The organism is Acinetobacter sp. PK01, assembly GCF_022819285.1.
GTDB lineage: Bacteria > Pseudomonadota > Gammaproteobacteria > Pseudomonadales > Moraxellaceae > Acinetobacter > Acinetobacter tandoii.
This window is the reverse complement of the sequence record NZ_CP094643.1, coordinates 2,829,194-2,850,691: the sequence shown is the minus strand read 5'-3', so window position 1 is coordinate 2,850,691 and position 21,498 is coordinate 2,829,194. Positions and strand designations below refer to the sequence as shown.

Annotated in this window: 18 protein-coding genes and 1 pseudogene; 12 read left to right on the top strand and 7 right to left on the bottom strand. The window is 38.9% G+C overall.

The window, feature by feature from the left end:
- Positions 1-175: 175 nt before the first annotated feature.
- A complete protein-coding gene (locus MP622_RS13450) occupies positions 176-490 on the top strand; it encodes a DUF3861 domain-containing protein (protein WP_243791367.1) in 315 nt (104 codons plus the stop codon).
- 23 nt (positions 491-513) lie between these two features.
- On the opposite strand, the gene MP622_RS13445 is transcribed toward MP622_RS13450, so the two are convergent.
- A complete protein-coding gene (locus MP622_RS13445; RefSeq protein ID WP_104441247.1) occupies positions 514-1,797 on the bottom strand; it encodes a GGDEF domain-containing protein in 1,284 nt (427 codons plus the stop codon).
- Between the two features lie 304 nt (positions 1,798-2,101).
- On the opposite strand from MP622_RS13445, the gene MP622_RS13440 reads away from it, so the two are divergent.
- From MP622_RS13440 to MP622_RS13430, 3 genes are all read left to right on the top strand, one after another.
- On the top strand, positions 2,102-3,049 hold the full coding sequence (locus tag MP622_RS13440; protein ID WP_243791365.1) for a pirin family protein: 948 nt from the start codon (positions 2,102-2,104) through the stop codon (positions 3,047-3,049).
- Positions 3,050-3,064: 15 nt separating this feature from the next.
- A complete protein-coding gene (locus tag MP622_RS13435; RefSeq protein ID WP_151505338.1) occupies positions 3,065-3,463 on the top strand; it encodes an OsmC family protein in 399 nt (132 codons plus the stop codon).
- Positions 3,464-3,533: 70 nt separating this feature from the next.
- On the top strand, positions 3,534-4,178 hold the full coding sequence (locus tag MP622_RS13430) for a glutathione S-transferase (RefSeq protein ID WP_243791363.1): 645 nt from the start codon (positions 3,534-3,536) through the stop codon (positions 4,176-4,178).
- A 50-nt stretch (positions 4,179-4,228) separates the two neighbouring features.
- On the opposite strand, the gene MP622_RS13425 is transcribed toward MP622_RS13430, so the two are convergent.
- A complete protein-coding gene (locus MP622_RS13425; RefSeq protein WP_044739578.1) occupies positions 4,229-4,843 on the bottom strand; it encodes an SPOR domain-containing protein in 615 nt (204 codons plus the stop codon).
- A 246-nt stretch (positions 4,844-5,089) separates the two neighbouring features.
- The gene (gene argS / locus MP622_RS13420) at positions 5,090-6,880 is read right to left on the bottom strand and encodes an arginine--tRNA ligase (protein WP_104441245.1); all 1,791 of its coding nucleotides are present in this window, start codon (positions 6,878-6,880) and stop codon (positions 5,090-5,092) included.
- A 185-nt stretch (positions 6,881-7,065) separates the two neighbouring features.
- Here argS and MP622_RS13415 point away from each other — a divergent pair, with 185 nt between their 5' ends.
- The 7 genes and pseudogenes from MP622_RS13415 to MP622_RS13385 all read left to right on the top strand — a co-directional run bounded on the left by MP622_RS13415 (position 7,066) and on the right by MP622_RS13385 (position 17,512).
- Positions 7,066-7,350, top strand: coding sequence for a DUF2798 domain-containing protein (locus tag MP622_RS13415; RefSeq protein ID WP_151505335.1), 285 nt, complete (start codon positions 7,066-7,068; stop codon positions 7,348-7,350).
- 430 nt (positions 7,351-7,780) lie between these two features.
- On the top strand, positions 7,781-9,481 hold the full coding sequence (locus MP622_RS13410) for an NAD-dependent malic enzyme (RefSeq protein WP_104441243.1): 1,701 nt from the start codon (positions 7,781-7,783) through the stop codon (positions 9,479-9,481).
- Positions 9,482-9,677: 196 nt separating this feature from the next.
- Complete coding sequence (locus tag MP622_RS13405) at positions 9,678-12,998, top strand: type VI secretion system Vgr family protein (protein ID WP_243791361.1); 3,321 nt, start codon at positions 9,678-9,680, stop codon at positions 12,996-12,998.
- Positions 12,999-13,000: 2 nt separating this feature from the next.
- Positions 13,001-15,166 carry a LysM peptidoglycan-binding domain-containing protein gene (locus MP622_RS13400; protein ID WP_243791359.1) on the top strand — a complete coding sequence of 722 codons (2,166 nt, stop codon included), beginning with the start codon at positions 13,001-13,003 and terminating at the stop codon, positions 15,164-15,166.
- Positions 15,167-15,512: 346 nt separating this feature from the next.
- Positions 15,513-15,917 (top strand): annotated as a pseudogene (locus MP622_RS17430) (hypothetical protein); the annotation flags it as partial.
- 666 nt (positions 15,918-16,583) lie between these two features.
- Complete coding sequence (locus MP622_RS13390; protein ID WP_243791355.1) at positions 16,584-17,144, top strand: hypothetical protein; 561 nt, start codon at positions 16,584-16,586, stop codon at positions 17,142-17,144.
- Between the two features lie 47 nt (positions 17,145-17,191).
- The gene (locus MP622_RS13385) at positions 17,192-17,512 is read left to right on the top strand and encodes a hypothetical protein (RefSeq protein ID WP_243791354.1); all 321 of its coding nucleotides are present in this window, start codon (positions 17,192-17,194) and stop codon (positions 17,510-17,512) included.
- A gap of 86 nt (positions 17,513-17,598) precedes the next feature.
- Here MP622_RS13385 and MP622_RS13380 read toward each other — a convergent pair whose 3' ends face one another.
- Entirely contained in the window at positions 17,599-18,519 is a 921-nt protein-coding gene (locus tag MP622_RS13380) for a Dyp-type peroxidase (RefSeq protein WP_243791352.1), read from the bottom strand.
- Positions 18,520-18,683: 164 nt separating this feature from the next.
- On the opposite strand from MP622_RS13380, the gene MP622_RS13375 reads away from it, so the two are divergent.
- Entirely contained in the window at positions 18,684-19,307 is a 624-nt protein-coding gene (locus tag MP622_RS13375; RefSeq protein WP_044739586.1) for a LysE family transporter, read from the top strand.
- 37 nt (positions 19,308-19,344) lie between these two features.
- Here the strand turns inward: MP622_RS13375 and znuB are convergent, their stop codons facing one another.
- Genes znuB through MP622_RS13360 form a run of 3 tightly spaced genes read right to left on the bottom strand, consistent with a single transcriptional unit; the run spans position 19,345 to position 21,410 of the window.
- Positions 19,345-20,145 (bottom strand): zinc ABC transporter permease subunit ZnuB, encoded by an 801-nt coding sequence (znuB, locus tag MP622_RS13370; RefSeq protein WP_243791351.1) that lies wholly within the window; start codon positions 20,143-20,145, stop codon positions 19,345-19,347.
- Between the two features lie 3 nt (positions 20,146-20,148).
- Entirely contained in the window at positions 20,149-20,940 is a 792-nt protein-coding gene (gene znuC / locus MP622_RS13365; protein ID WP_243791349.1) for a zinc ABC transporter ATP-binding protein ZnuC, read from the bottom strand.
- Entirely contained in the window at positions 20,913-21,410 is a 498-nt protein-coding gene (locus MP622_RS13360) for a transcriptional repressor (protein WP_243791347.1), read from the bottom strand. Before MP622_RS13360 ends, znuC begins: the two co-directional genes overlap by 28 nt.
- Positions 21,411-21,498 lie beyond the last annotated feature (88 nt).

Genomic DNA, 21,498 nt, shown 5'->3' with positions numbered 1-21,498 from the left:
TTTCAAATCTTATATCTGTAAAATGGGTAAGTCGAAGCATTTGAACATCAAGATTTATCCAACTATCTGAACCAGTTGACTGATGTTATGCAACAGCAACTGGTCAAGGTTGAACTCATCTTACATGTACAACCTAAAGCTGAGTTTTAAATTTATTCGTTAAAAGGACAATAAAATGAAACAACATCAATATCATATTACAGTGCAACATCTTTGTGATGCCAAGGGACAACCCTCAACCTATACTGAAAAATTGGCATTCAATGTAGGTAATCATGATGATATTTTGGCGATTGTCGAGCGTATGCAACAGGCGAAATTGTTTGATAAAGATGCCACTGCTGCATTTGCACTTGGATTAAAGTTGTTTGGTGAAACACTGTTGGAAAATCGTCAGCATCCTTTATTTGAACAGCTATTACCGCAGTTTGGGCAATTTATGAAACATCTTAAACACAAATTGGCACAACAGACCACAGTTCAAGAGTAAGAGAAGAATAATCTAGGATGGACTTAGACTTCATTCGGTAAAGAATCAAAACAGACTACTTGATTGCGCCCATTCTGTTTGGCGCGATAAAGGGCAACGTCGGCTTCTTTAATCAGTAGATGTAAATCGACGTCTTCAGGATCAAGCTGTGAAACACCGATTGAAATGGTGAAATTAAGTTGAATATTATTGCCAATATATACCGTAGAGGATTCAATTTTTTGTCTTAATCGGTTGGCAATCATCATAGCATCTTCTAGTGCAGTTTCGGGAAGAAGCGCAACAAACTCTTCGCCACCAAAACGTGCTAAGACATCTTCACGCCGCATTTCTTTGCGTGCGATTTCCGCAATATTCTGTAGAACTTGATCGCCAATATCATGACCATAGCTGTCATTAATGCGTTTAAAAAAGTCGACATCAAACATGAGCAAACAAATAGATTGATATTGTGGCCATTGATGGATTTTTTGATCAGCAATCAATTCAAATTGGCGACGGTTGTTTAATTGGGTGAGTTCATCAGTATGTGCCAGTTCACGCAACATGTGACGATCCCATTCTTCTAACATAGAGCGTAAGAAGGTGCGGCGCGCATTTAAAGTGTTATTCCAACTGATATATAAGCTAAAGATGAGAATTGGAATATAGACCAGTAAAAAGATAATTGTTTGTTGTAGCGTATTATTAAGATGTATGACTCCAGAAATAATAACAGCACTGATGAGTAATGCTGTTAATACTGAAGGTCGAAAGCGGACTTGAATAGATAAACAGCCCAGCAAGATAAAAATGACCGAAGCATATTGATAAAAATAAACACTTGAGTTTTCGGATTGATGGAGTAGCCAGAACCATACTGTGGCAGCGAAAGCACTCGATATTGGCAGTAATAAGTCTAAAGTTAGAATGTTTTTACAGTATTTAAACATCGCCCAATTCAGTAACATAAAGCTTGATACTGCACTTGTACGTGCAATGCCTGAAATATAGACAATATCTGGCAATAAAAACCAATCTGCAAAAAAATAACAAAGAAAGGACAGTTGTGCTAAAAAATTAATTTGTCTTAAATGATGTCGTTGATGCACATTTTGATAACTGTAATAACACTCTTCAAATTGTGGCGGAATGGGGGCATTACGATCTTGTAATGCATTGACGATTGCCGCACGATTTTCAGGTTCGCATAATTGGGAGGGTAAAATGTAAGTATTGTCAGGGCTATGCTGAATTTTATGGCGGTTTTCTAATTCGATGTTGTGCTTATGACCCAATTCAGTCTGTCCATATCCTCCTTTAATCATAGGCTACTGCTCCATTGTATTTACAATGCATTCTTATGAAATAATAAACATTAATCACAGTTTTGTATATAAAATGCACATTTTTCATTGGAATAGGTATGTAAAACTAAATTCTTTGTTCTTGTTCATATTTTTTCATTTTATTCGATAAATGCGATGCATTATATAGACAGCTGTATTTTATTGTATGGAAATTTTATCTTTCAGATAAAGATTTACATGTAAATTTTAAATTGAACTAGTCGTTTGTAGAGGTTATCGCTATGCTGATGTGATTGGATAAACATAGTTTTAGGATAACAATATGACGAATAGTAACTATATTGAACTTTCAGATTCAGATGATTGTGAAAAATATATTAACCAATTTATTCAAGAGTTTCCGCTACGTTCAGCAGAAATTGGTCAAGGAACTGTTATTAAACGTGCTTTGCCAAGTCGTCATAAACGCATGATTGGAGCATGGTGCTTCTTGGATCATGCAGGCCCAGTCAGTTTTCCTCAAGGGGATGGTTTGGATGTAGGACCTCATCCACATATTGGTCTGCAAACTTTCACATGGATGATTGAAGGCACCATGATGCATACGGATAGTTTAGGTTCGAAACAGCTAATTCGCCCGAAACAGGTGAATTTAATGACCGCGGGTTATGGAATTTCACATACCGAAGTTGCTCCTGCGACAGAAACCCATATGCACGCAGCGCAACTCTGGATTGCTTTGCCTGATGACAAGCAGAATATGGCACCGCGTTTCGATCATTACCCAGAATTACCCACTTTAGAACAAGACCAAGTTGAATTTACGGTGTTGGTGGGTGAGTTCTTAAATGTAGTTTCCCCTGTAAAAGTGCATACGGAGCTGTTGGGTGTCGATATGAAAGCCTTGGCGTCGACCACAACACGGTTGCGACTAAATCCAAAGTTTGAATATGGTTTTCTAGCATTAGAAGGCATCGCTGTTGTTAATGGTCATGAATTAAATGATGACAACATGTTGGCATTAGAACCAGGTGTAACAGAAATTACAGTGGAATTGCATGAGGGAGCGCGTATTTTGTTGCTTGGCGGGGGACCCTTTGAATCGGCAATTTTACTGTGGTGGAACTTTGTAGGGCGTACTCAAGAAGAGTTGCAGTTAGCACGTGAACAGTGGGTCAATCAAGATGAGCGCTTTGGAAGTATTCCTGATTATGATGGACCGCGTTTAGAAGCCCCTGTTTTCCCAGATAAAATGAAAGCATCAAAATAACAAAGGAACAATAAGATGAGTATTATTGCGCAAGCACAGGTTCGCACACGTGCGGAACATTGGTTAGGTGACATCTCAAGTGGGACACATCATTTTCTCACAGATAAACCTGCCTCATTTGGGGGGCAAGATTTGGGACCAGCACCCTATGATTTTCTTTGTTCAGGTTTGGTGTCGTGTACCATGATTACTTTGCGTATGTATGCACAGCATAAGCAAATTGATTTGGGTGATTTTAGCGTGGAAGCCGAGTTTCATGGTAATAAGGATGGGCAGGAATGGATTGAGCGTCGGTTATCCTTTCAACAGTCTTTATCAGAAGAATTACAACAGAAAGTCCTTGAGATTAGTGAAAAGACTCCTGTTACCAAAACTTTATTACGTAGTTTAGAAATACACACTCGCCTGATGTAATCAGGCTTTTTATATTCGGGAGAATTGCTGAGGTTAAGCAATTCTGATATTGGCAAATTGAGGCTAGGGCATGATTACCTTACATCATTTGGAGCAATCTCGCTCTTTTCGCATTTTGTGGGCTTTGGAGGAGTTAAATCTGAATTATCATATTCAGTTTTACCGTCGTTTGCCAACGTTTGCTGCACCTCCTGAACTGAAACTGGTACATCCTTTGGGTAAGGCCCCTGTTTTAACGGATGGGGAGGAGAGTATTGCTGAATCAGCTGTGATTTTAGAGTATTTACAAGAACAATATGATACACAGCAACAGTTCAAACCGCAGGATCATGCCAATAAACAACAATACCGTTATTGGATGCATTATGCAGAAGGCTCATTAATGCCGCTGTTGGTGATGCAATTGGTGATGACCAATGTACCGCAGCATGTTCCTTTTTTGATTAAGCCTGTCGCGAAAAAAATTACTGCGGGGGTGAAAGCAGGATTTATTCAACCCCGCTTAAAAGATCATGTGCAATTTTTAGAAAGCTATTTGGCTACTCATGATTATTTTGCGGGTACGTTCTCTTTCGCAGATATTCAGATGAGCTTTCCTTTGCAGGCATTAGTGTCGAGAACTCAGGGGAAATATCCTAATATTCAAGCCTTTATCCAGCGTATTGCTCAGCGTCCAGCCTATCTCCGCGCACAAGGCAAAGAGCAAGCCTTATAAGGGTCGAGGGCATAAAAAAGATGCTACATCAGCATCTTTTTTTATGTTACTTAGCGTTTGACGACAATGGAGTCGATACCGCTATGTTGTAAAGTTTGTTGTGCAATGACGGCTGCTTCTTGTGAGTCATAAGGCCCAGATACCACACGATACCAAGTTTTACCCCCTTCAACAGTTTTCACCACATCAGCGGATAAACCATTCAAGATAATTTCAGCACGGCGCGCATCAGCACTGTCAGGATCGGGGTAGCTACGAACTTGTAAAATATAGCTGGGTGTACGTTCTGCTGGTGTTGGATTGATTTGAGCTTCTGTAGCATCAGTTGCGGTGCTGCTTGCCGCTTGTTCTGCTTGAGGTGCTTCCACAATCACCACAGTGCCAGAATCTTTATTTTCAGGAATAGCCTGTTCGGGAATCGGGGTGACTTGTTGTTGTGGCAACAAATCATAAAAACGATAATCCTTGTTGGTTTCTTCCTGATAGTGTTCAGATGTCACCTGATTTTTAGGTTGAACAGGTGCCCACGGTTTCCATAGCATTAAAGCAACTGCAAAACTAAGTACGATAAGAATAACCACAAGCGTACCTAACCACGCTGGAATCAGTGGTTTTTTCGGCTTATTTGGTCGTTCTGAAACACCGCGTTGCGTTTTTCCAAACACGTGGAAACCTCTTTTCTTCTCATCAATACAAAGGACTGACTTATTATTTCTTTATTTTAATACACGGCCTCAATGGATTGAGAGAGGTGTGTCGTATCAAAATAAACAATCGCTTTGCAAAACTCAAGTTTCACAAAGCGAGAAATACATCAGTGTTTACATAGCCACTTTCAAGTGCGTAGCTTTCGGTCTTACAGTTCAGGCATGGCTCCTGATCCGACGATGTGCAAAGCGTTACTTTACCTGTTACATCGTCTCAGGTGCAGATACACCTAATAATTCTAAACCATTGCGTAATACTTGTTGTACGTTTACTGAAAGCAATAGACGTGCTTGTGTAAGTTCAGCATCATCATTCAGTACTTTGTGCTCATTATACCAACCATGGAATAAAGCAGCCAATTCTTTCAAGTAGTTACCGACCTGATGTGGTTCGTAAGCATTGGCAGCACGTGCAACCACTTCTGGGTAAGCAGCAAGTTTGGCAAGAATTTCTGTTTCTGCATCCAAGTCCAACTTATTGGCAAATTGGCGGGCAGTTTCAGCATTGAAATTGATACCTGTTGCAGCAGCTTTTTCACGCATACGGCAGATACGGGCATGGGCATATTGAATGTAGTACACCGCATTGTCTTTGCTTTGTGAAACTGCAAGATCCAAATCAAAATCAATGTGTTGTTCAGACTTACGCATCACATAATAAAAACGTGCAGCGTCATTGCCGACTTCTTTACGCAGGTCACGTAAAGTCACGAATTGACCTGAACGCGAAGACATTTGCACCATTTCACCACTACGCCACAAGCTCACGAACTGAACTAAAAGGACAGTCAGTTTCTTCGAGTCATAACCCATTGCATCAATAGCAGCTTTTACACGTGAAATATAACCGTGGTGGTCTGAACCCCAAATATCAAGCAGGTCGGTATAACCACGTTGTAATTTGTTTAGGTGGTAAGCAATGTCAGAGGCAAAATACGTGGTTTGACCGTTACGACGTTTGACCACACGGTCTTTTTCATCGCCAAATTCAGTCGATTTAAACCAGATATTGCCCTCTTTTTCGTAGAGGAAACCACGCTGATCAAGGGTTTGCAGTGCTTCATCAATCTTTTCAGTTAAAGAGGCTTCACTGAACCAGTGATTAAAAGTTACACCAAACTCACCTAGATCATCTTTGATGTCATCTAAGATCGCTTTCAATGCCGCTTGATGGAAAACACGATAGCCTTTGCCCGTCAATTGTTGTGAATTAAAAATTAAACCATCGATATGCTTTTCTTTGTCGCCAGAAAGGACAACTTTATTGCCTTCCGCATCGAGTTCTTCAGCATATTGCACATCTTCAGGTACATCTTTATAGACGTCTGCTACAGGGTGAACATAGGCATTGCCATCGCTATCAATAATGCTTTGTGCAATTTCCTTAACGTAGTCACCTTGATAGGCATTTTTTGGGAACACCAGTTCCTGACCTGTCAACTCTAGGTAACGTAAGTAAGTGGAGGTTGCCAAAATGTCCATTTGACGGCCTGCATCATTGACATAATACTCGCGGTCAACTTTTGCACCTGTAGCTTCAAGCAGGTTTGCAACCGTCATGCCATAAGCCGCACCACGACCATGGCCTACATGCAGGCTAGATGTTGGGTTGGCGGAAACAAACTCGACTTGGATGCGTTTTTCTGCATTCACTTGAGTGCGACCAAATTGTGAGTTTTGTGCTTGAATTTGATCAAGTACAGCAAAACGCTGATCGGCATTTAAAAAGAAGTTAATAAAGCCTGGACCTGCAATTTCTGCTTTGCTGATGTCAGCTACTTCAGGCAGTGCTGCGAGAATTTTTTCGGCCAAATCACGTGGCTTGATACCCGCAGCTTTTGCACCAATCATGGCGATATTTGATGCGAAATCCCCATGGCTTCGGTCTTTGGTACGCGTCAAAGTACTGTTGTTATTCCAGTCAGATGGGAGTACACCTTCCGCTTGAAGGGATTGCACTGCATGATCGAGCGCTGCTTGTATTGCCGTGTTCATAGAGTCGAAAATAAATGTCGCAGAAAAACAGCAAATATAGCAAATTTCGGACCATAAGGTGAGTCCTTTCTATAGAATGTTTTTTATTCGCCTTGAAATTTTTCATCAGGCTCTTATAAGCTGCATCACATCTTGCCAGAAAAACTATGGCATAGTGATTAAATACAAAATTTTGGAAGCAATAGATGACTACAGAACGTCCTAAAATTATTGGAAATATTCCGAAGCTGCCAGCCAAATTTGTCGGTTGGGTGATGCCCTTTTTTCTCTCTTGTTTAATGAGTGGCATTATTTCCTTTATTAATATGCTACGTAATTTGGGTTGGAGTGATACATTTTTATCACTTTGGTTTTCAGCATGGATGATGTCATGGGCAATTGCCTATCCCGTAGTGTTGGTGATGTTGCCATTGGTGCGTAAGTTGACTGGGCTATTGGTAGAGATGCCACCTAATCAACCACCCAAATAAGGATGAAAACTCACGAAGAAATTAGCCAAAAGTCTTAATATTTGTAAGGTATTGTTTTATATAATAATATTTTTATTTTCTTGAATTTTAGTATCATTTTAAAAAATACTAAGTGAATTAAATGGAATTGAGTGTAAAAAACTAAATTATAGAAAATAATGATAATTGATTTAGGTGTATTTAAGCTTTAACTTGCTAAAATAGCTATATATTATAAATATATCAGCAATATTAATGAAATCGGCATGTATTTTAAATATAAAAAAACAATAAATAATGCTCCATTTAATAGCGAAATTATCTTAATACCATTATCACGTATCTAAATATACGTTGCTGGGAAAATAGGTCTAAGCTATACACCGAATCAAAAGAAATTTGATGACGTAAAGTAATCCTGCTGAGAGGATTGCGCGCACTGAGACTGGTTATGACAACTGCACAATTGAAGACGAAACACCCTTTATATATCCCGTACGCTGGAAACACTCTGTTAGAACTCCCACTATTAAATAAAGGCTCTGCTTTTACAGAAGAAGAACGCACGCGCTTTAATTTACATGGCTTGGTTCCGCATGTGATTGAGTCGATTGAAGAGCAAAGCCAGCGCTCATACCAACAATACTGTGCTTTCAATGATGAAATTAATAAGCATATTTACCTGCGCAATATTCAAGACACCAATGAGACTTTGTTTTATCATCTGATTGAAAATCATCTAAGTGAGATGATGCCAATTATTTACACGCCGACTGTAGGTGAAGCGTGTCAGCGTTTTTCAGATATCTATCGCCGTCATCGTGGGATTTTTATTTCATACCCTGATCGTGCACATATCGATGATATTTTACACAATGTAAATAAAAAGAATGTCAAAGTGATTGTGATTACCGATGGTGAGCGTATTTTAGGTCTGGGGGACCAAGGGATTGGTGGTATGGGCATCCCGATTGGTAAGCTTTCCCTCTATACTGCATGTGGCGGAATTAGCCCAGCTTATACTTTGCCAATTACGCTTGACGTGGGTACCAACAATCAACAATTGCTGAATGATCCTATCTATATGGGTTGGAGTCAGCCACGAATCAGTGGTGAAGAGTACTATAGCTTTGTGGATGAAGTGATGGCAGCGATCAAACGTCGTTGGCCGAAAGCACTGATTCAGTTTGAGGATTTCGCGCAAAATAATGCGATGCCATTGTTAAACAAATACCGCGATGAGGTGTGCTGCTTTAATGATGATATTCAAGGCACTGCAGCGGTTTCAGTGGGCAGTTTGATTGCGGCATCGCGTGCGGCAGGCAAGCAACTCAAAGACCAAATTATTACCTTTTTGGGTGCAGGTTCAGCAGGTTGTGGTATTGCAGAGCAAATCGTTGCGCAAATGGTAGCAGAAGGTTTAACTGAAGCTGAGGCGCGTGGACGTGTGTTCATGGTGGATCGTTTTGGTTTGATCACTGAAAATCAGCCTAACTTGCTTGATTTCCAACGTAAATTGGCGCAAAAACCTGAAGTGATTGCGACTTGGGGTAATGCTGAAGAACATATTTCTTTATTGGATGTGGTTAAGCAGGCTAAACCGACGGTATTAATTGGTGTTTCGGGTCAACCAGGTCTATTTACTGAAGAAGTGATTAAGACCTTGGCGAGTAATTGTGAGTCGCCAATTGTATTGCCATTGTCGAATCCAACCTCACGTGTAGAAGCCGTGCCTGCCGATATTGTGCAGTGGACCGAAGGGCGTGCATTAATTGCCACAGGAAGTCCTTTTGCACCTGTGAATTATCAAGGTAAGATTTATAACATTTCACAATGCAATAATTCGTATATCTTCCCAGGGATTGGTTTAGGGGTGGTAGCTTCAGGCGCAACTCGTGTAACGGACAGTATGCTCATGGCATCAAGCAATGCCTTGGCAGATTGCTCCCCTAAACTCAGTAACGCTGATGCAGATTTACTGCCAGATATTAATGATATTCAAAATGTTTCTAAAATCATTGCATTTAAAGTGGCAAAAGCAGCCATGGATGCAGGCGTTGCACCGATGGTCAGCGATGAATTATTACATGAAGCGATTGAAGCGAATTTCTGGAAACCAGAATACCGCCAATATCGTCGGATTACCTTTTAAACTTATCAAAAGGTTTTAATAAAAAAGAGGCGTAAGTCTCTTTTTTTTATGGATAGGTGTTGAGCCTAAAACATTTCTCGAAAGTATGTTTAAACATGGAATAAAAATACTACAAAAAGAGCTAGACGTTGATTTGAGCGGTTCATTAGAATGTCGCGCTTAATATACGTATAACTTTTAATAACGAATTACAACTATGTTGAATCATATTCATCGTGTTTTAGACCAATTGGGTCTAACGACACTAAAAAGGGCTATTCACGTCCAATTTTCCAATGCGGAGTTGAATACGCAGGTCTTTCTACAGCGTGTTGAGGGGAAACATGCGCTCAATGTTGGCTTAGAACTCGAATTAATCTGTTTATCGACCAATGCTCATCTGGCCTTAAAGCAATTTATAGGTTGCCAAGTGGCAGTTGACCAAGTGACCGATATGGGGCAATTGGCACGGATCACAGGCATCATTACCCAAGCCAGCCAATTACAAAGCGATGGTGCTTTTACGGTTTATCGATTGGTGTTGCAAGATGCAACGGCACTTTGGCATAAGCGACGTAACAGTCGAGTATTTATGAATAAAAGCGTGCCTGAAATTAGTGAAATTCTATTTAAGGAATGGCAGGAAAAAAGCACGCTGTTTAATGCTAGCCTGAGTCTAGATCTTTCAGGTTTAACTCAAAATTATGATGTTCGTCCATTTGTGATGCAGGCGAACGAAACCGATTATGATTTTTTAACCCGTCTATGGCGTAGTGAGGGTATTAATTGGCTGGTCGATGAAACCAGTCTGATCGTTAGCCATGCTTTGCAAGCGATTGAGTCACAAAAGTTAAGATTGATAGATGATCAGTTGCAATTTACTGCTTTGAATCGGGGCATTATCCGTTTTCATCGCAGTCATGCTACCGAGCGTTTTGATAGTATGACCAGTTTGGTGGCGCATCGACAATTACAGTCGACAGCCAGTTCGGTTCAACGTTGGCAAGCGGATACTTTGCAACAGGATGATGGAAGTGGCTCATTGTTGAGCAGCCATCAGCAGAGTGAAAGTTATGCCAATGAAAGCCTCAGTTTGGAACAGGCATGGTCAATTACGCCTGCTTGGATTTCAGACCTGACAGGCGCCGATCAGACCACGGCATCGGGGACGCAACAATTAGAAAAACTCAATGCGAATTTGGGGCAGTATCAAGCTGCTTGCGCTAAATATTTTAAAGCGCAGACGAGCGTGCGTGATGCGCAAGTGGGGTATTGGTTTGAATTGCAAGGACATCCTGAAATTGACCAACACACAGGTGCCGATAAGCAGTTTTTGATTTACGAAAAGCAGTTTTATAACCAAAACAATTTGCCCGTTGAATTACACAATCAATTGCGTCATTTGCTCGAATCTAGTCATTTTTCTCGCAGATCATCTGAAGAGCGTCAAGCCAATGAGCTGACACTGGTCCGTCGACAAATAAGAGTTTTACCTGAATACAATCCTTTAACACATCGCCCCGTGGCCTACCCGCAGCATGCTCGTGTAGTTGGACCAGAAGGCGAGAAAATTTATGTGGACGAATGGGGGCGAATTAAAGTTCGTTTTCTCTTTACCCAATCTTCCGATCATCAGCATGACGAAGGTGCAGGCAGCAATCAAAATGACACCGATTCAGCATGGGTGGATGTTTTAACGCCTTGGGCAGGCGAAGGTTATGGCGTCCGTTTTCTACCACGTGTCGGTGAATTGGTGGTGATTGACTTCTTTGATGGCAGCGTTGATCGGCCTTTTGTCACTGGACGTATCCATGAAGCTGAACGTTATCCAACGCGTTTTGATGTAAAAGGACAATTACCTTCGACGAAGAAATTAAGTGGAATACGTTCTCAAGAAGTGGACGGAAGCGGTTTTAATCAGTTGCGTTTTGATGATACGACGGGTCAGATCAGTGCCCAGTTGCAAAGTAGCCATGCTGCAACCCAGCTGAATTTGGGTAATCTAAGTCATCCTAAAGAAACTGAGCAAAGCAGTGGTCGAGGCGAGGGCTTCGAACTCAGAACTGATGCTTGGGGAGCGGTGCGTGCTGGCAAAGGCATGCTGATTAGTACTTATGCGCAAGAGCAAGCGATTGCTGACCACTTAGAAGCAGCCCAAGCGCAGTCTTTGCTTTCACAGGGCTACGACAGTATGAATGTACTGAGCGAAATTGCAGTGAAACAGCAAACAGATGCCTTGAATGTGATTCATCGGTTGCCGAAGTTTATTCAATCACTCGAGTTAAAAACCACAGGGCAAGCGCTAGAAAGCACATTAAATCTGTTCAAAGAAAGTATGAATAAAGATCCAATTCATGCATTAAAGGATTGTGGCGGTTTTATTGCAGACATCGGGGCATTAGGGGGCGATACCAAAACCGTTGTAGAGGAGTTCAATGCATTCTTTAGTGATGCCAAGGATGCTGCTGAAAATTTAAAAGCATTTATTGAAAATGTTGAAGAACATGGTGCTGATCTGGTTAAAGGTAAATTGGCAAGTATCAAGGATCGAATTCAGCAAAACCCTTTTGAGAGTATTCAGGAAGTAGGAAAAGTTTTAGCCAATGTGGATATTCAAGATTTTGACTTGATGAGTGCATGTGGAACTTTTCGCAAAGGAAATAAATTGGAAGTTACACCATCCAAAGCATTAGATTCTTTGCAAGACTTTATGGAGGGGTATACCCAAGGTCTAGAAAGTAGTTCTGATGCAAAGCAGCAAGAACAAGGCAAGATTTTTAGACAGGCATTGATGTTATTAGCATCACCTAATGGGATTGCTTTAACAACACCTGAAAACATTATTCTGCAAGCTTCGCAGGATATTGCGGAGAGTGCCAGTGGTTCAATTAACCTAAGTGCTCAGAAAAATATTATTGGGCATGCACAGGACAAAATCAGTTTGTTTGCCGCACAAAAGGGCTTTAAAGCTTATGCCGCAAAAGGAAAGTTGGAGTTACAAGCACAAGATGATGCGATTGAGGCAATCGCCAAGAAGGTCATCAAACTCATTTCTACTGAAGATAAAATCGAACTTACAAGTCCAAAAGAAATTGTACTAACAGCGGGTGGGTCTCAATTCAAAATTAATGCAGATGGCGTATTTTCAACTACAGGCGGTAAGTTTGAGAGTAAAGCTGGGCAGCATTTGTTTACGAGTGGGGCAAAAGTTTCATATGAGGTGCCACAATTGCCTAATACTCCAACTTTTAGTAATCGTTTAGATGTTTACGATTTATTTTGGGCTAGTGACTTTAGTCAGCTCAGTTATAAGGCATTTATTCCAGATACGAATTCATTTATTACGGGAACAATTGATGAGCATGGTCGTACAGGGAAAATTAATACAGCAGATCCAGCGAAGGTTCAAGTCTTAGTTGGCTCGGATGATGAGTGGGGGTTACAAATTGAAAGTTTTGATGAAGATGATTTTTTAGTTAATCAAAATAATAGTGCAGAGAATCTTGAAATGCATAATAACGAAGATCAAAAGGCTTAAAAATGAAGAAAAAATCATTAGTAACTATACAGATTCTTGACTTATTTGCTAGTCCGATCGCGAAAGTACAATATCAGGTAAAAAATCAGAAAACTGGGCAAGTTATTGCAGCAGGTGCAACGAATTCATCGGGATGTATTGTCGAAATTAGCCGAGATAAAGGCACGGTATTGGATGTTTATGTCAAAAGTATGTTTAATAGTTTAATGGTGAGAGTACAAAGTTTTGCCCTGTCTAAAGATAGGATGTTGGTAAAGATTATTAGCCCAAAAGTACTTTTAGACTTAAAGACATTAACAAATCAGGGAAAGAGTGGGCAGTATAAGAGAAAAACTCATGTCGTAAAAAAAGGTGAAACGTTATTTGAAATTGCCCAAAAAAATCATACGACAGTTCGTGCATTGGCGCGTTTAAATAAGATAGATGATCCGAATAAAATTAGTATTGGCCAAATTATTAAGTTGGATGTAAATATTCCTGCAACGGGAAATCATACACATCAAGAAAAAAATAAGCAGGCAACACAGAAAAAGAATAAAACATCAAACAATAACGCCTCAACAAGTCCAGAGGTAAAGAAACCCTCTCAGGTCAGTTCACAGTCTAAAAAAGATACAGGAATTTTAGATGATGAAATTTTAAAGCAAGTAAATGAACTTTATGAAGAAGGTAAGAAAACGTTAAATGAAGCCACAAGTACTGTTTCCAAAATATTGACGGTTGATGACCGCAGTCAGGATGGTGGAACTCCGAAAGCAGATGCTCCAAATTTATGTAAAACCAATCCACAATGTATTTCAAGCGGTACTAGCGAGCTTATTCGAGAGGTGAATATTCGTTTAGCAGGTTTTGGTGGAGCTTTGCCTACAGATGAGTTTACCGAGCTAACCGCAAAATGTATTAAGCAATTTCAACGGGACTATATGGGGGTTCCTGAAACTGGAAAAATTTGTGGTTCTGTTTTAGTGGCTTTAGATCAAATGTATAAAGATTATCCAATAGCTGGTTTTATGAGTAATGCTAGTTGTGATTGTGGGAAATGCACAGGATTTGGTAATGGAAGAATGGGGGAAAAATCTGGTTTAGCTAAAGCGAATGAGTATTCAGGCTTACATAGATCATTAATCTGGATATTGAAAGCCTTAAATTTTTATTTAAAGAATGAGTTTCATAAGAATAAAATTGAAGTAGCTTATATTGCATCAGGTTATAGGTGTATAGAAAACAATAAAATAAAGAAAAGGACAACTGTAAACCATATGGGTTTGGCTCTTGATATTCATTTTAATAAAAAAGGAAAGAGAACAAGGGAATTGGCAGATATGGAATTTATTAGAAAAGAGATAATAGCTAAAAAAATGGGTGCAACAGAGCAGAGGAGTTTAAATAGGATTTATTTAGAGCCAAAAGTATTTAATAATGGAGATAAAGGAGCGGTAACTTGGGTACATTTTGATATAATGGGATTCTCGAAAGAATATTTTAATAATAATTTTTTTAAGAAAACAGTTTCTGATCTTAATGGGGATAAATTATTTAATATAGTAAACAAAGCGAATAAGGGTTCACTATTCTCTTGTGCTGGTGTTATTGCACAACCTGGCAATACAGCTTTACCCGAATTAGATGGGAAGTTAGTGTTATCCCAAAATGATATTATTGATATTATGAAAGTTGCAGAAACAGAAGTAATAAAATTTAAAACAGAGAAATTTTTCTATGAACAAGCTGCTGGAGTTGTTGATACTATATTAAATAGAACAAAATCAGGTGTTTGGGGTGATTCCGTGAGAAGTGTTGTTAACGCGCATAGACAATTCTCTAAAATTACTGGACCTAAAAGTTTAGAGCCTTATGGTTCTGTTCAGAATATGCCATTTACTCATGTTAGTGAAAGGATTAAAGAATTTGTTAATTCATACTTAATAGAGAGATCGAAAGGTAAGAGATCTATCATTGGAGAAAATCTGCATTATGCAAATAAATATTATTCTGATGAATATAATAGGAAAATGTGGGTAGATGAATTTCATGATCAAGCAGTTAAAAGTGGGTTGGTTTTTGGAAATGGTAAAGCTGTGCATGCGCACGGGACAGTTAAAGAGTTAAAGAGTAAAATGCCAAAACCATTTAAAGTGGTTTTGCCAGATGATTTTAAAGGAATTTAAGATGTTTTTTCTTGGAAAAAGATATGTGCTTATTTTATGTTTAGTAAGTCTGAATATTTTAATATCTTCATGTACAAATGCTTCAGAAAAGAAGTGTAAATCTGATAATGTGAGTCAAAATTTAAACTGTCTTTTTAAAGATAATGTTTTTTTGAAAAAACAATTAAATGATAAAGAAAAAGACTTTAAAAAATGGGAGAAAGAAACTTATAACAAATGTGAGGGAAGGTTAAATTATAGTTTGGGTGAGGGTGCTGCTTTAGCGCGAGAATCTTGCTATAATCAAGAATATAAGACTAGATTAAATGGCTTAAATCAAGATAAAAAAAGTACAGAAATATTGAGAAAAATAGAAAATGGTGATGGTTTTTATATAACACCACTACCTTATAATTCAAATGATCATATCAATTGTATTTTATCAGAGCAAAAAAATAGTTGTAATCGGGTTAATTTAATTGAAAGTACTAGTCTGATTAAAGTTTATAATTTTATTAATCCAAGCTATGGTGATTCAGTTGTTTTTTCAGAAACGACTAACGGTGTTTTATTAATTGCCTCTCCTTCTTCAGGTGAAGGTGAAAACCCAGAAATAAACCTTACGTCTGTGAATAAGTTTGGCTTAGTTAAGAGTATTACATTAGATGCTTCTAAAAATATTTTAATTAATCAAAAATATGAGATTTTATATAAAGAACATGGTAAAGATTATAAACTAAAATTAAACTCAGACGGGGAATTTGTTAAATGACCTAAATTGTGAATATTTACATCTACCTTCATTGATATTGAGATATTAATATAACTTTACTTTGAGCATTCATAGGATATTTTGCTATTCATAGTTGCATGGGGTTAAAAAGATCATTTATGCTGATTTTTAGTTAGATGGTACAGATCATAATAGTTTAGATTAGAAAATGTTAAACACTAGTGGCTGAATTTTAGGTTGATGTTAATCTATAAATATTAACTAATCTAGAGCTATCAAAAATGATAGTCTTGGTGTAGGTGAATAATCTATTGCTTCAATAGTGACAAGAGTGAATAGTTTAGGGTTTACTATTTATCAATCTAAGCTCACCTTTAGATTGATAATTTTTTACAATGATAAAAAGTATCTTGTGAAGCATCAAAAAGTAAAGCAAATATCTCAGCGTTGCTAGGCAATGTGAATCAATACATCAGTAGATATGTTGGCATATTAAAGCATGTTTAATAGGATCTAGCTGCTTGAAACCTAAGGTTTATTTCGCATAGAGTTTTGCCTAATCACTTGCAGCTGCTAAAACTGCATTGGGGTTATCTAGTGGGGAATTGTATGACAGTTATATGCAAGAGAATGTTTTTAGAGAATATTTATTATTAAATCGATGTTCAATTAAAGCACTTCATTTAAGCAAATAGGAAAATTTAAATGAAATTTTTAAAAATAGTAATGATATTTTCTATTGGTTTAGTAGTATCCAGTTGTAGTTTCCCTAAAGAGAATAATCAAAATTTTGATGTTGAAAACAAAAATATTACTAATGGTGCTATTACGCGAGAAAAAGTTGCAAAGTGTAAATTTGAGCAAGGATATGTTGATTTTTGCTCAGATAATTATTTAAAAATTTATAATAATGCATTAAGCCAAAAAGTAAACTTTGCTCAAAATAAAGTTGCTTTAGTATTTGATAAAGAAAGAGACACAGGAAAGGGCGTACCTAGGAAAGTTAAATACTTTGTTGTATTGGATCCTACAACAAGAAAAGTATATCCATTAGAGCAATATGTTGGTTATTTTGTCGATGATCAATTAGAAGAGATTGCGTCAGAACCGTCTGTTGTTAAATTTAGTCAAAATAATAATAAAGTTTGTTTTTCTGGAACAACATTTTCATATCAAGATAATAATATAAATGTTGAGAATGAATGTTATTTATTTAATTCAAATGATAAAAATTTTTTCAAAAAAATACAAAAAGATAAAAAATAATATATGAAAAAGGAACTTTCCCAATTTTATTTGAAAAAAATAAATTTATGTGTAATGAATTAAAGTGTAAGCAAAATGTTCTTAATAACGAGAAGTTAAAAGAAATATCAAACAATGATAAAAATAATGAACTTCGCTTTCTTGTAAGCGAAAGAGGATTTGATACAACTTATATTAATGCTTCTAGTGATGGTAGAGTTTTATATGTTATTAGATATAGTGAAGGTGATAGTGAACAAGAAACTATCTATTTGTCTTATTTTTTAAATGGCTTATTCAGAACCAAAGCACTAGGTGTAGTTAAGTCATTTAAAGTGGATGATAGCCAAAATGTATATTTTCATGGGAAAAAGATTGATTTGAATTAAACATCGATTTGATGTATACCCCCAAGCAAATAATTAAAGAGAGCGAGTTATTAGCTTGGGGAATTCATTATTTGAAGATTAGTAATCTAGACTTCCAAAACCTCTTCCAGTAACTCCTCGCTCGGAGCAAAGAAGTAAGCACCATCTACTGCGGTCACAAAATGCAATAGGCGGTCATGAATGCCATCACCAGTTGTGCCAAACATGTGCTCTAACATGTTATCAATGATGGCAAGGTTTTTGGTATAAGCAATAAAGAACAGGCCTTGCTCACCTTTACCATCGCCATAAGGTAAAGAATGACGCAAAATTTCCATCTCTTCACCTTTATCATCTTCAATCACAACACGTGCAATATGAGCATTTTCTGGTTTGACGTCATCATCCATTTCAATGCTTTCTAGTTTTGAGCGACCCATGACATTTTCTTGTGCGTCGACTTTTAGACGTTTCCATTTATCTAAATCATGTATATAGCGCTGTGCAAATACAAAAGAACCATCTGCAAAAATACCTGCATCTTCTGCTAAAAGTGCTGTTTCTGCACGATCATCAGGAAATTGTGGGTTTTCAGTGCCATCAATAAAGCCTGTTAAATCTCGCCCATCAAAATAGCGAAAACACACACGTTCATCCAAAACTTCAACTTTATCTTGAATCCCATCGAAGAAAGCTTGGCTTAAAGTAAAGCAGATGTCACTACGTTGTGAGGCAATGTGAATCAGCACATCCGCGGGTACAGCTGGCATTTCAAAGGCACCCTGAATTGGAGCAAGTTGTTTGAATCCCTCAGGAGATTGTGTATAGAGTTTTGTCCAAAGTTCAGGCCCAAAGGCAATCGCGGTCTTAATTCCTGCAGTTGGATGTTGAGTAATTAAACGATCTCGCGTGTCCAGTAAATCTTCGATCTTTTCTTTTAGTTCAGGCAACGTTAAATCTTTTAAACGTAATACGATAAAGCGGGCATGATCTGAAGGTAAGGGTAAAATTACGGATTGTGCGGTCATTTATAGCTCCTTTGATTTTTATTCAATGTGTGGCTGAGTTTTATTGTGCCTGATCCATGCATAGCTGAATAGCCTAAACTGTATTATTCTTGAGTGAGAATTTCTCAGCACATTGAATGTGTGAAAAGTCATATAATGACCTGTTTTTCTGAGGTGGTGTGACGATGTCTTTTCAAGTTTGGATGGCGTTTATGTTGGCATGCTGGGTGATTAGTGTTTCACCTGGAGCAGGGGCAATTGCCTCGATGTCGAGTGGTTTAAACTATGGATTTCGTCGTGGTTACTGGAATGCGATTGGTTTGCAACTGGCGCTGTTGGTGCAAATTGGGATTGTTGCCGCTGGGGTCGGGGTGCTTTTTGCCACTACACCTTGGGCTTTTCTGTTGGTGAAGTGGTTTGGTGTGGGCTACTTATTGTATTTGGCTTACTTGCAGTGGAAGGCACCTGTACAGTCCATTGAAATTGAGCAAGAACAACAAGCAACAAAGTCGATTCCCAAACTGGTGGGTTATGGTTTCTTGGTCAATATGAGCAACCCAAAGGCAATCGTATTTTTATTGGCAGTATTGCCCCAGTTCTTAGACTTGTCTAAGCCACAGTGGATTCAGTATGTAATGATGGCTGTGACCATGATCAGTATCGACTTGATTGTGATGGCAGGCTATACAGGTTTAGCGGCAAAGGTGTTGAAACTGTTGAAATCTCCAAAACAGCAAAAATACATGAATCGTACTTTTGCTGTGCTATTTAGTTGTGCTGCGGGACTTTTAAGTTTGGTGCATCAATAATAGAGAGCGATCAAGATTATGTATGAGAGATGATGGATTAAGCCATTTTTCTCACTTTTTGAACGGCAAAAATCAGCGCAAAAACCAACGCCATACATAGCACGATGCTGAGACCTGTTGGGGTATTGAGCGCAGCACTCGACCATAGACCTACACTGACGCCAAATTGAGCTGCAATAAAAGCCCAAATCACCATTTGTTTAGGTGAGTGTGCGAGTAGACGAGCAGTAAGTGCTGGAATCACCAAAAGCGCTCCCATTAACAGTGAACCCACGGCGCGCAATGCCAAAACGGTAAATACAGCAAGCAGTAACATAAATACTAAACGTTGCCATTTCGCATTCACGCCTTCACTAATAGCAATGTCGGGATCAATCGCAATTTGAATTTGGACTTTCCAGTATTTGAATAGTACTGCCAGTGCCAGTGCAATCACAATCGCAAACATGGGTAAATCAGACCAAGCAATCGTGAGCAAGTCACCAAATAAATAACTGAGTAATTCAGGTCTTAAACTTGGTAAATGTTGAATCAGCATTAAGCCTGCACACAGCAAAGTGGCTGAACAGAGGGCTAGCAAGGCATCATTGGGTAAACGCGGATCATGCAGTACCCATAAAATGGCGACCAGCATAAATGCCAATAAAGTGACACCGACCCAAAACGGTAGACTGAGGGCACCTGCAATCGCTACGCCCAACAAAGTCCCGTGTGCCATGGTGTCTGCGAAGAACGACATACGACGCCAAAGCATCAAACAGCCCAAAGGTGCAGTTAAGAACACCAATAATGTCCCCATGGTCCAAGCAGGTAATAGCAGATCTAACCATTCCAACATCTATTAGGCTTCCGGTTCAGGGTGAATATGAGGACGAGGATCATGTTGGCAGGCTGTGGCACTATCTCCATGAGCACAATGATCATGATGGTGTTGATAGAACACACGATTGGTGCCAAAAATGGCTTGGTATTCTGGATGCTGTTGAATATTTTCAGGTAAGCCGCTACAGCAAATATGCTTATTCAAGCAGACCACGCGCTGCGTACCTTGCATCACCCACTGTAAATCATGCGACACCATCAATACCGCACAACGATATTTTTCAGGCAGGCTACGAACGTAATCATACAGTTCAGCTTCAGACTGAATATCAAGCCCTTGCATTGGTTCATCAAGGACCAAAAGGTCAGGTTGGCGCAGTAAGGCCCGCGCTAATAACACACGTTGTCGTTCACCACCAGACAGTTGTTGTACTTTTGAATCTTGCAGTTTGGCAATGCCTGTGTCTTGAATAATTTCTTGTTTAATTGCAGCAGGGCAGGACTCTAAATCAAGTAAGTCTTTCACACGTAAGGGTAGGCTGTGCGATGGGTTAAATTTCTGTGGTACATAAGAAAATTTAAGTTTACGTGTAGACGATACTTGTCCAGCATTGGGTCTTAAAATGCCGAGTAGCACTTTAATTAGGGTTGATTTCCCCGCACCGTTAGGGCCAATTAAGGTGACAATTTCTTGTTCATGGATTGAAAAGTCAATCTGTTTCAGAATGTCACGGTCATCGATACGGACGCTAATTTGCTCTAAAGCAATGAGTACAGGAGTGCTTAATTCGCTTGGCTGCAATTCTGACATTTTCCAGAAATCTCAATAATGCTGTGTTGTGCAGTGAAATGATCAGAAGAGGCGAGTGCATCTAATTGTTGTAATAGACCTTCGGAAGATGCTTCTTTCACAATATGACATTCAGTACAAATTAAAAATGCCGCTTGATGACCTTCGCGGGGATGGCAGCAGGGGATATAGGCATTGATTGAAGTCAGCCGATGAATCAGTCCCTTTTCTAATAAGAAATCCAGTGTGCGATAAACGGTCGGTGGGGCTGCTGGGCGATCAGATTCGCTTTTGATCTTTGCGAGTAAATCATAAGCCCCCATTGGGCCTTGTGCAGTCAAAATCAGTTCCAACACTTCTTTACGAAGTGGGGTTAAGCGCGCGCCAGTGGCTGCACAGAGGCTTTCAGCTTCCGCAAGGCGTGTCGCGACATTATGATGATCATGTACGCCATGTAATGCATTGTGATGTTCATGCGAACATAAGCTCATAGCAACCTCAGTTCGGGCTTGAAATAGAAAAATTGACATTAAATTTTAACATGAACCGCTTTAAGTTACGATTAGACGTAGGTATTTT

Bases quoted from the DNA above. Each gene is read 5' to 3' on its own strand.
- MP622_RS13380 (WP_243791352.1), bottom strand. From the start codon at position 18,519: ATGACCGCACAATCCGTAATTTTACCCTTACCTTCAGATCATGCCCGC.
- MP622_RS13415 (WP_151505335.1), top strand. From the start codon at position 7,066: ATGACTACAGAACGTCCTAAAATTATTGGAAATATTCCGAAGCTGCCA.
- MP622_RS13390 (WP_243791355.1), top strand. From the start codon at position 16,584: ATGAAATTTTTAAAAATAGTAATGATATTTTCTATTGGTTTAGTAGTA.
- MP622_RS13385 (WP_243791354.1), top strand. From the start codon at position 17,192: ATGTGTAATGAATTAAAGTGTAAGCAAAATGTTCTTAATAACGAGAAG.
- MP622_RS13440 (WP_243791365.1), top strand. From the start codon at position 2,102: ATGACGAATAGTAACTATATTGAACTTTCAGATTCAGATGATTGTGAA.
- MP622_RS13400 (WP_243791359.1), top strand. From the start codon at position 13,001: ATGAAGAAAAAATCATTAGTAACTATACAGATTCTTGACTTATTTGCT.
- znuC (WP_243791349.1), bottom strand. From the start codon at position 20,940: ATGTCAGAATTGCAGCCAAGCGAATTAAGCACTCCTGTACTCATTGCT.
- MP622_RS13360 (WP_243791347.1), bottom strand. From the start codon at position 21,410: ATGAGCTTATGTTCGCATGAACATCACAATGCATTACATGGCGTACAT.
- MP622_RS13435 (WP_151505338.1), top strand. From the start codon at position 3,065: ATGAGTATTATTGCGCAAGCACAGGTTCGCACACGTGCGGAACATTGG.
- argS (WP_104441245.1), bottom strand. From the start codon at position 6,880: ATGAACACGGCAATACAAGCAGCGCTCGATCATGCAGTGCAATCCCTT.
- MP622_RS13445 (WP_104441247.1), bottom strand. From the start codon at position 1,797: ATGATTAAAGGAGGATATGGACAGACTGAATTGGGTCATAAGCACAAC.
- znuB (WP_243791351.1), bottom strand. From the start codon at position 20,145: ATGTTGGAATGGTTAGATCTGCTATTACCTGCTTGGACCATGGGGACA.
- MP622_RS13405 (WP_243791361.1), top strand. From the start codon at position 9,678: ATGTTGAATCATATTCATCGTGTTTTAGACCAATTGGGTCTAACGACA.
- MP622_RS13375 (WP_044739586.1), top strand. From the start codon at position 18,684: ATGTCTTTTCAAGTTTGGATGGCGTTTATGTTGGCATGCTGGGTGATT.
- MP622_RS13430 (WP_243791363.1), top strand. From the start codon at position 3,534: ATGATTACCTTACATCATTTGGAGCAATCTCGCTCTTTTCGCATTTTG.
- MP622_RS13410 (WP_104441243.1), top strand. From the start codon at position 7,781: ATGACAACTGCACAATTGAAGACGAAACACCCTTTATATATCCCGTAC.
- MP622_RS13450 (WP_243791367.1), top strand. From the start codon at position 176: ATGAAACAACATCAATATCATATTACAGTGCAACATCTTTGTGATGCC.